This is a genomic window from Rhizobium sp. BK399 (assembly GCF_014194695.1).
Classification (GTDB): domain Bacteria; phylum Pseudomonadota; class Alphaproteobacteria; order Rhizobiales; family Rhizobiaceae; genus Rhizobium.
The window spans coordinates 123079-135606 of the sequence record NZ_JACIAH010000005.1 but is presented as its reverse complement, the minus strand read 5'-3'; the positions used below and the strand labels follow the sequence as shown (position 1 = coordinate 135606).

Below are 12528 nucleotides of genomic sequence, written 5' to 3'. Positions count from 1 at the left end.
AACATTGTTGGATTCCCACTATGACAAGCTTTGCGCTGAAGGTCACCCGCCTCGGATTCTCTCTGTTGCAGTCGGTTTCGCCGCGCATTGCCGGGAAGGCGGCGTTCAGCCTCTTCTGCATGACGCCCTCGGCAAAGCCGAAGGGTGACAAGGCAAAAGCGGCACATGCCGCCGGCGCCTGGAAGCTTGCCGGAGCTGAGCGGTTCACGCTCCGCCTTGCCGGCGGCGGAAAAGCCCATGCCTATCGGTTGAATGGTGGCGCTCTGGGACGCCGCCCTCGCTATCTCGTGACGCACGGCTGGGGATCGAGCAGCGCCTACATGGCTGATCTTTTGGAGACGCTGGCTGCCTCGGGTGCAGAGGTGATTGCGGTCGATTTTCCAGGTCATGGACGCGCGGCCGGGCGGGTTCTGCACATGGGAATGGCGGTGAAGGCCATAGAGGCTGCAGAGCGACGGTTCGGCGCCTTCGACGCGGCGATCGGCCATTCCTTCGGTGGAGCCGCTCTGATGGTGGCCGCGTCCGGCATGCTGCCGGGCGTGCCTGCCGTCGTGCCGGAGAAGCTGACGTTGATCGGCTCGCCGAGCGAGATGCACTGGCTGTTCAAGGACTTCGGCAAGATGATCGGGCTCCGGCGGAAAGCGCAGGATGTGCTGGAGAATGAGGTACGGCGTGTCACCGGCCGGAGGCTGGAGGAATTCGATGCAAGCAAGGCGGCAGGCGCGATCCGACGTCCGGTACTGATCGTGCATGCCGAGGATGACAAGGAAGTAAGCCACATCCATGCTCGGCGCTATGCGGCGGCAGGCGACGCTGTGCAGCTCTATTGGGCGAATGGCTTCGGGCATCGTCGGATCGTCGCGGCGCGGCCGGTATTCGACGCGATCACTGGTTTCCTTGGCGAGGGAGCCGTCAGCAAAGATGCTGAGATCATTCCTCTTTTCGAGCTTCCGGCACGGCGCATGTCATTGTAACGTCACGTGAGGCAGCTAAAGGCCGCCTCCGACAACATGGCAGGACAATCATGAAAATCATTGAAACGGTAGAGGACCTCGCAGCGATCTACGCTGGCGGTCTGACGCAGGCATCCGTGGCCAAGGTGACGGACTATCTGACACCTCTCTACCGAGAGATGATCGAAGCATCACCCTTCGTGGCGCTGGCGACGGTGGGACCCGAAGGACTAGACTGTTCGCCGCGCGGTGACATCGGCGGCGTCGTGCGCATTGTGGACGATAGGACGCTGCATATGCCGGACTGGCGTGGCAACAACCGCGTCGACTCGCTCTCCAATATCGTGCGCGACCCGCGCCTGGCGCTGATGTTCCTCGTTCCTGGCTCGAACACCACGATGCGCATCAACGGGCGGGGCGTCGTGACGAATGACGAAGCGGTTCTGACCAGCTTCGAGATGGACGGAAAGCATCCGCGGACGGTGATCGTCATCACGATTAATGAGGTCTATTTCCAATGCGCCCGGGCGCTGATCCGTTCCGAGATATGGAACCCGGAAACATTCGTTGACCCGAAGAGCCTGCCGACACCCGGGATGATGCTGAAAGCGGCAACCGGGGATTTCGACTACGAAACCTATGATCGCGAGTGGCCGGAGCGCGCAGCCAAGACAATGTGGTAGCGTCAGAGCTTTCGCGCTTGCGGCAGTCTCACGAACGTTGCGGATGAAGGCAGCCCAGGCTGCCAGGTCCCGAGGTTAGCCCTTGTAGATCAGCCAGCTCTTTGTGAAGTCTTTCTGCATACCGTCTTCGAAAAGGACGCTGCAGTTGCGGCCGGAATTCTTGGCGCCGTAAAGCGCCACGTCGGCCTTGTGGTAGAGCTCGCCGGCGTCTTCAGCATGGGAGGCCATGCAGACGCCGACCGATACCGTCACTGGCCCGTAGTTGATCCTCGTACGCGAGTTCGTGAAGGGCGTCGTTTCCAGTGTGCGACGGATGCGCTCGGCCGCGCTCATGACTTCCTCGGCGGTGTTGCCCTCGATGATGAGCGCGAATTCCTCACCGCCGGTGCGGGCGACAAAAACATCGCGGCGGACATTGGCACGGATGACCGAAGCGACGGTCGCGAGGATCTTGTCACCGACAGGGTGACCATAGGTGTCGTTGATCTTCTTGAAATTGTCGATGTCAGCGAGCACCAGCGCGGTGACAGGGCGCATGGCGGGATTGTTGAAGACCCCGGCAAGGCGGTCATCGAAGGCGCGGCGGTTCGACAGGCGCGTCAAGGAGTCGGTATTGGCGATACGCTTGTACTCGTCGAGTTCCTTGCGAACCTGGTCCATTTCCTGTGAGCGCTGGACGACGTTCTCGACCGTGCGTTCACCGTGGGCCATCGTGTCGCCGGTTGCTTCAGTCAGCAAGGTAAGGGCGTTTTCGATGAGCTCTACACTCGTATGGTTTTTCGAGCTGATCCGCTTGTAGGTTTCGCCAAGCAGCTTGTTGTAGCTCTCGAGAGATGTCTGCTCCTGGCGCAGGACGCGGAGCAACGTCTCCAACTCGGCGGCGATGCGGCCATGAACGTCGTCGAACACACGAGATGGGCTGTGCGCAAAATATTGTGCGCCGAGCGCGTCCAGTTCCTCCTGCGAGGCCTGGCTGCCGAGTGCGGCAAGATCCCGCGTTAGCGCCGGGTTGGAGCCGATATAAGCCTCGTAGAAGAGCTCGTAATTGCGTGGGATCGGCGCAACGCCCATGGAGCGCATCGCGAATGTGATCTGACCTGCCACATCGGGAACCTGCGCCCTAGTTGGCGCCGCGGCCGTCGTCATACGACTACTCCTCAATTGAATGTTTAATGCAGTCTTTAATTGCTTAGACTACAAATATTGGGAAATGATTAAGGGTGGATATACCAATGATTACATGCGAAATCTGGCCATCCTTAACGTTTCTATGTTTATCGCGTTGATTTTTATTCGAGAATTTAGAAGAGCGTGACAATTGCCTCGCCTTAAAGGCGAGTTACAAAAATAAAAAATCCAACCAACCGTTTTGGTTGAGTTTCTTACCGTTTCCAATTCGTTGACAGTCGGTCGCGATTGGTCGCTCTATCGCGCATCGGCAAGAGGGTGCACGTTGCTTCCAACGAGCGATACAGCTCCAACGGAAAGCATGAGATCATGGAAACGTCTCGCCACACTTCGCCTATCATCCTCGTCACCGCAGTCATTGCCGGCTCACTCGCCTTGATCGAGCAGAACGGTTTCTTCGAGGGCATATTCCACAACGAGATTCTCGCCAGCGTGAGGGTGGAGGAGACCGTCGGTGCTGCCAAAGCCACCGCGGCCGACCATACGACGACCGCGGCGGTCCATTGAGGTCGATCAGCCGAGGTTGAATTCCTGGAAGAAGTCGTTGCCCTTGTCATCGGTGACGATGAAGGCCGGGAAGTCTTCGACCTCGATCTTCCACACTGCTTCCATGCCGAGTTCGGGATATTCCAGCACCTCGACCTTCTTGATGCAGTCCTGTGCCAGCCGGGCGGCCGGCCCGCCGATCGAGCCCAGGTAAAAGCCGCCGTGCGTCTTGCAGGCCTCGCGCACCGCGCGCGAACGGTTGCCCTTGGCCAGCATCACCATCGAGCCTCCGAAAGACTGGAATTGGTCGACGTAGCTGTCCATGCGACCGGCAGTGGTCGGGCCGAAGGAGCCGGAGGCGTAGCCTGCCGGAGTCTTGGCCGGCCCGGCGTAGTAGACCGGATGGTTCTTCATGTAGTCAGGCATGCCTTGACCGCTTTCCAGCCGTTCCCGGATCTTGGCGTGGGCGAGGTCGCGTGCGACGATGATGGTGCCCGTCAGTGACAGGCGTGTCTTGACCGGGTGCTTGCTGAGTTCGGCAAGGATTCCGGACATCGGCTGGTTGAGGTCAATGCGGACCATCGAGTCCGACAGCTTCGACTCGTCGATGTCAGGCATGTACTTCGAGGGATCCGTCTCCAACTGCTCGATGAAGATGCCTTCCCGAGTGATCTTGCCCTTTGCCTGTCGGTCGGCGGAGCAGGAAACGCCAAGACCGATCGGCAGAGATGCGCCGTGACGGGGCAGGCGGATGACGCGCACATCATGACAGAAGTACTTGCCACCGAACTGCGCGCCGACGCCCATCTGCTGGGTCAGCTTGTGGATTTCCCTTTCCATCTCGACGTCGCGAAACGCATGGCCGCTTTCCGAACCCTCGATAGGCAGCTCGTCGAGATAACGCGTCGAGGCAAGTTTGACCGTCTTCAGGTTCATCTCGGCCGAGGTGCCGCCGATGACGATCGCCAGATGATAGGGAGGGCAGGCCGCCGTACCTAGCGTCAGGATCTTTTCCTTGAGGAAGTCGATCATTCGATCATGCGTCAACAGCGACGGGGTGCCCTGGTAGAGGAAGGTCTTGTTGGCCGAGCCGCCGCCCTTGGCGACAAACAGGAAGTCGTAGGAGTCGGTTCCTTCCTCATAGATATCGATCTGCGCCGGCAGATTGTTCTTGGTGTTCCTTTCCTCGAACATCTTGATCGGCGCGAGCTGCGAATAGCGGAGGTTCTTCTTCTCGTAGGCGTCCATGACGCCCTTCGCGAGGGCGGAGTAATCCTCGCCTTCGGTCCAGACACGGCGGCCCTTCTTGCCCATGATGATCGCGGTGCCGGTATCCTGGCACATCGGCAACACGCCGCCGGCGGCAATGTTGGCGTTCTTGAGCAGGTCATAGGCGACGAAGCGGTCGTTATCAGTCGCCTCGGGGTCTTCGAGAATTGACGCGAGCTGCTTTAGATGACCGGGCCGGAGGAGATGATTGATGTCGGCGAAGGCCGTTTCGGCGAGCAGGCGGATGCCTTCCGGCTCGACGGTGAGGATGTCCTGTCCCTTGAAGCTGTCCACAGAGACGTAGTCGCTGCTGATCTTGCGGTATTGGGTGGAGTCTTTGTGGAGGGGGAAAAGATCGTCAGCCATTGAAGGACCTTTCATGCGGACCGAAATCGCAGATGGTCTATTCGGGCGTCTTCGCAATTGCAATAATTCTAAAACTTGTCTGCTTTACTCATGAAAATTCGCAAAGACACCGCCGCGCGGGCGGCGGTGTCAACTGGTCGATCAGGCCGCTAGGCGGATTTATTTAGGGCCGATCATTGTCTCGGGGCGCACGATCGTGTCGTATTCCTCTACGGTGACGAGACCGCTCGCCAAGGCTTCCTCCTTCAGAGTCGTGCCGTTCTTGTGTGCCGTCTTGGCGATCTTGGCGGCGTTGTCATAGCCAATTTTCGGAGCGAGTGCCGTAACCAACATCAGCGAGCGTTCGAGTCCCGCCTTGATGTTGTCCTCGCGGGCCTCGATGCCGACGACGCAGTTGTCCGTGAAGGAAACGGCGGCGTCACCGAGTAACTGCACCGACTGGAGGAAATTGTAGGCCATCATCGGGTTGTAGACGTTGAGTTCGAAGTGGCCCTGGCTGTCGGCGAAGGTGAGCGCCGCGTTGTTGCCGAAGATGTGCACGCAGACTTGGGTCAGCGCTTCGCACTGCGTCGGGTTGACCTTGCCCGGCATGATGGAGGAGCCGGGCTCGTTTTCCGGCAGGGCGAGTTCACCGAGGCCGGCGCGCGGGCCGGAACCCAGTAGGCGGATGTCGTTGGCGATCTTGAAGAGCGCCGCCGCGGCCGCATTGATGGCGCCGTGGCTGAACACCATGGAGTCATGTGCCGCCAGCGCTTCGAACTTATTCGGGGCCGTCACAAAGGGAAGGCCGGTAATTTCGGCAATTTCGTCGGCGACTTTCTCGGCAAAGCCGATTGGCGCGTTGAGGCCGGTGCCGACGGCGGTGCCACCCTGAGCGAGTTCGCAGAGGCCGGGCAGGGTCAGTTCAATGCGCTTGATTGCGGAGCCAACCTGGGCCGCGTAACCGGAGAATTCCTGACCAAGGGTCAATGGCGTTGCATCCTGCGTATGGGTGCGGCCGATCTTGATGATGTGGCTGAATTCGGTGACCTTCATGTCGAGCGCGGCGTGAAGATGCTTCAGGCTCGGCAGAAGCTGACGCACGATCTGTTCCGCGCAGGCGATGTGCATTGCCGTCGGATAGGTATCGTTCGACGACTGGCTCATATTCACGTGATCGTTTGGATGCACCGGCTTCTTCGAACCCATGACACCGCCGAGCATTTCGATGGCTCGATTGGAGATTACTTCGTTGGCATTCATGTTCGACTGCGTGCCGGAGCCAGTCTGCCAGACGACGAGGGGGAAGTGGTCGTCGAGCTTGCCGTCGATGACTTCCTGTGCCGCATCGACAATGGCGTTGCCGACCTCAGGATTGAGTTGTCCGAGTGCCATATTCGCGCGTGCAGCGGCCTGCTTGACGATACCGAGCGCGCGGACGATCGAAAGTGGTTGCTTCTCCCAGCCGATCTTGAAATTGCCAAGGGAACGCTGCGCTTGCGCGCCCCAATATCTGTCATTCTGGACTTCGATCGGGCCGAACGTATCTGTCTCGGTACGGGTGGAGGTCATGGCCATGCCTTTCTGTCGCGGTGCCTCTCAGAGATGCGGTCTTATAGGTCCGAAACGGGCCGAAGAAAACCGTTCTGGAAAGAAACATGAATTGGCGATTCAGGTTATTCATGGGGGTCAGTGATCTTTTAGACACGTCTGAATTTTTATCATTCAGCGTCTTTTTGGCCACTGTGTCTAAAGGCGAAAATAAAGTAAAAAATTAACCAATAATTTCAGAATTTTGTGTGAACTGAAGGCTGACGTTAGCGTTATTCGCGTTACTTTGAGTTGAGTAGGCGCAGGCTGGCGGCTTCGACCGCTTTCTGCCATGTGACGCTCGCGCCGGATAAAACGAGTTCTGAGGCGGGCCGCGCCCGTTATTTTGAAGACAGCATGACACTGGGACTGGATAAAAGCATGACATTCCTTTTGAAAAGTGCGGTTTCCGCACTCGCGCTTTCCTGCGGTATGGCCGTGATGGGCGTCGCGCCCGCGAACGCCTATACGCTGATGGATATGATCCGCGGCGATCGCGCCCGGAACCAGGGCACGATTGTCAATCCGAGAGCGTCCGTTCCTTCGTATCTTCAGTCCGCTCCAGATACGCCGCTGCCGAAAGTTTCCAGCCCGCGCTATTACACCTACCAGCCCGACGCGATGCGCTTCGTCGATACCGGCAAGTTTACCGATCCTGTCGTCACGGGTGCAGTTGCCGACGCTTCGGCTGCGACTGAGACCATGCCGTCGGTGCAGCGCCGCTTCCTCATCGAGGCAAAGGTGCGCGCTCCCGTCGAGGTCGCCAAAGCGCTTGAGGCCTACTATGGCGACATCAAGAATCCGCTGGTCTGGCTCACCGGGACGGACGTCAACGATCGCGCCAAGGCAGCGATGGACGTGTTGTCGAATGCTGCGTCGGTTGGTCTCGATCCGGCCGACTATGCCGTCCAGATGCCGACCGAAGACCCCGCCAATCCTGACCCTGCCAACCGCGATCGTGCACTGACCCAATTCGAGTTGGAGCTTTCGGCCAAAGTTCTTGCCTATGTGCAGGATACCCTTCGCGGTCGCGTCGATCCGAACAAGCTCTCCGGCTACCATGACTTCAAGCGCAAGGATGTGAACCTTGCCCCGGTCCTCAAGCTTGCCCGCATGAGCCCGGATGCGGCTGCTTATCTCAAAAGCCGGACGCCGGATGGTCCGCAGTTTGTCGCGCTCGAAAGCGAATTGGCGAAGCTGCAGGCGGAGGGCGCAGGCGGCGACCGCATCGACATTGCTCTGAACGGATTGCTTCGCCCAGGCGACAACTCTTCCGAAATCCCGAATATCGTGAAGGCGATTGACAAGCACGGTTCGGCAGCGCTGAAGGCCGAGCATGCGGCAACACTTGCCGCATATACCGGCAGCACCGAATATTCAGCGGAGATCGTCGCGCTCGTCGAAGGTTTCCAAAAGGAGCATGGGCTTAAGCCCGACGGAGTCGTTGGCCAAGCCACGGTCCGTATCATGACCGGTGGCGACAGTAACGCTTCGAAGATCGAGAAGTTGATCGTCGCCATGGAGCAGGCGCGTTGGCTGCCTAACGATCTCGGCTCGCGCTACGTCTTTATCAACCAGCCGGCCTACATGGTTTACTACCACAACGACAACAAGGAGCAGTTGTCGATGCGCGTGGTGATCGGTCAGCCGTCGCACCAGACGTTCTTCTTCCAGGATCAGATCGAGACGGTCGAGTTCAACCCGTTCTGGGGCGTGCCGCAGTCTATCATCATCAACGAAATGCTGCCGCGTCTGCGCTCGGACCCGAGTTATTTGGACCGGATGGGCTACGAGGTAACTGTTGGTGGCCGCGCTGTAGCGTCGTCCAGCGTCGATTGGTACGGCTCGACGACCAACGTCTCCGTGCGCCAGCCGCCGAGCGACGACAATGCGCTTGGCGAACTCAAGATCCTTTTCCCGAATGCGCATGCGATCTACATGCATGACACACCCTCGAAGAGCTTCTTCAAGCGGGACATGCGCGCACTCAGCCACGGTTGCGTCCGTCTCGCCGAACCGCGTGCGATGGCGGCGGCGGTACTGAACACGTCGGTGGATCAGATCGGCAAGGAAATTGCTATCGGCAAGAACCACGCTCTGCAGGTTCCGCAGAAGATACCGGTATACGTCGCTTACTTCACTGCCTGGCCGAATAAGGATGGCGTCGTACAGTATTTCGACGATGTCTACGGTCGCGACGCTTACGTTCAGAAGGCATTCGACGCCACGACGAAGGCACGTGGCGCGCAGATATGATCGCGCTAAGCGCATGATAAGAAAAAGGCGGCCGTTGAGCCGCCTTTTTCGTTCGTGTCAGCCTGCCGCAGCCGTCGGCCTTGCAGCAGTGAAATCCGTGATCAGCTCGTCGACGAGCGCTGGCGTAAGTTCCTTGAAGTGCGTGATCACGCGGGTTGGTCCAAGGGTCTCGACGGGCGCGTCGGAATAGCCGAACGGTACGGCGATCGAGGGAACACCAGCATTTCGCGCGACAAGAATGTCGTTGATGCTATCGCCGATCATGACGGAATTGCGGGCATCACCGCCGGCGCGCTCGATCGTACCGAGGAGATGCTGGGCGTCCGGCTTTCTGACCGTGAAGGTATCTCCGCCGGTAATTGCGTCGAAGTAGTGGGTAAGCTCAAGTTTCTCGATCAGGCTGCGTGCCAGCCCTTCGAGCTTGTTGGTGCAAACGGCAAGCTTGCAGCCGGCGCTCTTCAATTGATCCATCGCCTCGACAAGACCGGGATAAGGAGCTGTATGTCCCGGCATGTTGTCGGTGTAGTGCGCGATGAAGCGGTCAAGGAGGCCGGGAAGTTGCTCCTGTGACAACGGATGTCCCCGTAAACTGCACGCCCGCTCGATCATGACCTTGGCGCCGTGTCCGACGAGATGAGTCAAGTCGTCGTAGCCGACTGGCGCCACACCGATCGCGGCGATCGTATGGTTCAGGCTCTCGACAAGATCGGCATGAGTGTCGAGTAGTGTCCCATCGAGATCGAATACAACTAGGGAAGGGGTCAAGGATTTCGCCTTTCGGAAATGATGTCATCAGGCAGTAGGTGATGAGGGCGGGAAAAGCAACGTTTCGCGGCAAAGCCGACGAGTTGTATTCCCCACGGCTTTTCGAAAATCATTGCGCTATTTTGGCTTTCGTTTGGCAAGCGAGCCGTGTAAACAGCACATCCAACGCAATAATCGGAGTCAGCGGCGCATGGATGCCCGCGAAATGAAGATCAAGGCCGCTGAGGCCGCACTTGCTCATGTCGAATACGGCATGCGGCTTGGAATCGGAACGGGAAGCACTGCCGAGGAGTTTGTTCGGCTGCTCGCGGAAAAGGTTGCGACCGGCTTCAAGGTCGAAGGTGTACCAACTTCGGAACGCACGGCTAGGCTTTGCGTCGAGCTCGGCGTTCCGCTGAAGTCGCTCGATGAGTTGCCGGAACTCGATCTGACGATCGATGGCGCGGACGAGGTCGATTCCGACCTGACACTCATCAAGGGCGGCGGCGGTGCGTTGTTGCGCGAGAAGATTGTGGCCGCGGCATCTCAGCGCATGATCGTTATTGCCGACGAAAGCAAACTGGTCGAGACGCTCGGCGCATTTCCGTTGCCGATCGAGGTCAATCCGTTCGGACTCGTGTCGACGCGTATGGCAATTGAAAAGAAGGCTTCGAAACTGGGATTGAGCGGCGGCTTGGCGCTGCGCCAATCCGGAGGCGGAGACTTCATGACGGACGGCGGCCACTACATCATCGATGCATCTTTTGGCCGCATTCCTGATGCAGAGGCGCTTTCAAACGAGCTGAATTCAATACCCGGAGTCGTTGAACACGGGCTCTTTCTCAATATGGCGGCGCTTGCGATCATTGCTGGTCCAGCAGGTGCACGCACGCTGCGGGCGAACAGGTAACAGGAGCATTGAAACTCATGATTAAATTTGCAGGTCTTGGCCGTTTTGCTGCTGCGACCGTTATTCTTTCGGGCGTTGCATTCGGCTCTGTCGCACACGCGCAGGAAGCATCTCCGGAGCAGCTGAAGGCAGCCCGCGCCGCTATCGACGCGATCGGTGCAACCGCGCAGTTCGACAACATCCTGCCGGGCCTCGCCGAGCGCCTGAAGGCCGACCTGATCCAGGATTCTCCGAACTACCAGGATGCCATCACGGCTGAGGTCGATAAGCAGGCGCTGGCACTTGCACCGCGTCGCGCCGATCTCGAAAAGGAAGCCGCTCTGACCTATGCCAAGGCATTCTCGGTCGAAGAACTCAACGCAATCGCCGAGTTCTACAACTCGGAAGTCGGCAAGAAGCTGCTGAAGGATGGCCCGATCGCATCTCGCGAAACCGTGAAGGCGGCTGATATCTGGGCACAGGGTATCTCCCGTGATTTGCAGAAGCAGACCAGCACCGAGCTTGCCAAGGTCATCAAGGCTCCGCCGCCGGCCGCCGATCCGGCCAACCCGGCCGCAACGACGGCACCGAAGCCCGCCGCGCCGGCCCCAAAGCCGAAGCCGTAAGCTGTACCTGTAAGAGATCGAAAGCCCGGCATCGTCCGGGCTTTTGTTTTTACGGTGGTCGATACTATATCAATTTCACCTTTCCAGCCGATTTCATCCGGAGCTTCTCATGACGTCCTACGATTACGATCTTTTTGTCATTGGCGGCGGATCGGGAGGTGTACGAAGCGCCCGCGTTGCAGCATCGCTCGGTAACAAGGTCGCGATTGCCGAGGAGTACCGCTACGGCGGAACCTGTGTGATCCGTGGCTGCGTGCCCAAAAAGCTCTTTGTCTATGCGGCCCAGTTCCACGAGCATTTCGAGGACGCCGCCGGTTTCGGCTGGACGGTGGGTGCGAGTTCGTTCGATTGGAAGAAACTGATCGCCGCGAAGGACAACGAAATCGCGCGTCTGGAAGGGCTCTACAAGAAGGGCCTCGCTGGCGCTAACGCCGAGATACTGGAAACGCGCGCTGAGCTGGTTGACGCGCATACTGTTCGACTGGTCAATACCGGCAAGACGGTGACCGCCAAGACCATCGTGATCGCGACGGGCGGTCGGCCTAACCCGCACGCTGCCTTGCCGGGACATGAGTTCTGTATTTCATCCAACGGGGCTTTTCATCTGGAAGAGCTTCCGAAGGCGATCGTCATTGCCGGCGGTGGCTACATCGCGGTGGAGTTTGCCAATATCTTCCACGGCCTCGGCGTCGAAACGACGCTGATTTACCGTGGCGCCGAAATCCTTTCGCGCTTCGATCAGGATCTTCGTCAGGGGTTGCATGAGGCGATGGCCGCGAAGGGCATTCGCATTCTCTGCCATGACACTCTGGAGAGCGTCTCGAAGCAGGAGGGGCGACTTTCCATAGAGACGTTGAAGAATGGTACGCTGACGGCCGATGTGGTCATGCTGGCGCTTGGACGCATCCCCAACACGGAAGGCCTCGGCCTGGAAACCGCCGGCGTGAAGACTGATGAACGCGGTGCAGTCGTCGTCGACGAATATTCGCGTACCAGCGTGCCGAATATATATGCGCTCGGCGACGTCACCGACCGGGTCCAATTAACGCCGGTGGCAATCCACGAGGCGATGTGCTTCATCGAAACCGAGTACAAGGACAACCCGACCAAGCCGGATCACGAGACGATCGCAACGGCTGTTTTCTCGCAGCCGGAAATCGGTACCGTAGGGCTGACGGAGGAAGAGGCGAGCAAGCGCTACAAGGAGCTTGAGGTCTATCGCGCCCAGTTCCGGCCGCTGAAGGCGACGCTGTCGGGGAGGGGCGAGAAAATGATCATGAAGCTGATTGTTGATGCTTCGAGCAGGAAGGTCGTCGGCGCGCATATCCTCGGCCACGATGCCGGAGAGATGGCGCAAATCCTTGGTATTACGCTAAAGGCAGGCTGCACGAAGGACGATTTCGACCGTACTATGGCCGTGCATCCGACGGCGGCCGAAGAACTCGTCACAATGTATGCGCCGAGCTATCGGATTCGGGACGGCATTCGAGCCTAGCCGA

The 12528-nt window shown here is 58.8% G+C and carries 11 protein-coding genes; 7 read left to right on the top strand and 4 right to left on the bottom strand.

Annotation, left to right across the window (positions count from 1 at the left end; translation table 11 throughout):
• Positions 1-20 precede the first annotated feature (20 nt).
• The gene (locus FHT97_RS13150; RefSeq protein WP_183862703.1) at positions 21-974 is read left to right on the top strand and encodes an alpha/beta fold hydrolase; all 954 of its coding nucleotides are present in this window, start codon (positions 21-23) and stop codon (positions 972-974) included.
• 50 nt (positions 975-1024) lie between these two features.
• Positions 1025-1636, top strand: a complete 612-nt coding sequence (locus FHT97_RS13145; protein ID WP_183862701.1) for a pyridoxamine 5'-phosphate oxidase family protein — start codon at positions 1025-1027, stop codon at positions 1634-1636.
• 75 nt (positions 1637-1711) lie between these two features.
• Here the strand turns inward: FHT97_RS13145 and FHT97_RS13140 are convergent, their stop codons facing one another.
• On the bottom strand, positions 1712-2782 hold the full coding sequence (locus tag FHT97_RS13140) for a GGDEF domain-containing protein (protein ID WP_183862699.1): 1071 nt from the start codon (positions 2780-2782) through the stop codon (positions 1712-1714).
• Positions 2783-3133: 351 nt separating this feature from the next.
• On the opposite strand from FHT97_RS13140, the gene FHT97_RS13135 reads away from it, so the two are divergent.
• Positions 3134-3331, top strand: coding sequence for a hypothetical protein (locus FHT97_RS13135; protein WP_183862697.1), 198 nt, complete (start codon positions 3134-3136; stop codon positions 3329-3331).
• A 6-nt stretch (positions 3332-3337) separates the two neighbouring features.
• Here FHT97_RS13135 and FHT97_RS13130 read toward each other — a convergent pair whose 3' ends face one another.
• Positions 3338-4945, bottom strand: a complete 1608-nt coding sequence (locus FHT97_RS13130; protein ID WP_183862695.1) for a fumarate hydratase — start codon at positions 4943-4945, stop codon at positions 3338-3340.
• Between the two features lie 159 nt (positions 4946-5104).
• Complete coding sequence (fumC, locus tag FHT97_RS13125; RefSeq protein WP_183862693.1) at positions 5105-6496, bottom strand: class II fumarate hydratase; 1392 nt, start codon at positions 6494-6496, stop codon at positions 5105-5107.
• A 399-nt stretch (positions 6497-6895) separates the two neighbouring features.
• On the opposite strand from fumC, the gene FHT97_RS13120 reads away from it, so the two are divergent.
• Complete coding sequence (locus tag FHT97_RS13120; protein WP_183862691.1) at positions 6896-8770, top strand: L,D-transpeptidase family protein; 1875 nt, start codon at positions 6896-6898, stop codon at positions 8768-8770.
• A 57-nt stretch (positions 8771-8827) separates the two neighbouring features.
• On the opposite strand, the gene FHT97_RS13115 is transcribed toward FHT97_RS13120, so the two are convergent.
• Positions 8828-9535, bottom strand: a complete 708-nt coding sequence (locus FHT97_RS13115) for an HAD family hydrolase (protein ID WP_183862689.1) — start codon at positions 9533-9535, stop codon at positions 8828-8830.
• A 190-nt stretch (positions 9536-9725) separates the two neighbouring features.
• Here FHT97_RS13115 and rpiA point away from each other — a divergent pair, with 190 nt between their 5' ends.
• From rpiA to gor, 3 genes are all read left to right on the top strand, one after another.
• Positions 9726-10424 carry a ribose-5-phosphate isomerase RpiA gene (rpiA, locus tag FHT97_RS13110; protein ID WP_183757502.1) on the top strand — a complete coding sequence of 233 codons (699 nt, stop codon included), beginning with the start codon at positions 9726-9728 and terminating at the stop codon, positions 10422-10424.
• A 17-nt stretch (positions 10425-10441) separates the two neighbouring features.
• Complete coding sequence (locus FHT97_RS13105; RefSeq protein WP_183757501.1) at positions 10442-11029, top strand: DUF2059 domain-containing protein; 588 nt, start codon at positions 10442-10444, stop codon at positions 11027-11029.
• Positions 11030-11138: 109 nt separating this feature from the next.
• Positions 11139-12524, top strand: a complete 1386-nt coding sequence (gene gor / locus FHT97_RS13100; RefSeq protein ID WP_183862687.1) for a glutathione-disulfide reductase — start codon at positions 11139-11141, stop codon at positions 12522-12524.
• Positions 12525-12528: the final 4 nt, after the last annotated feature.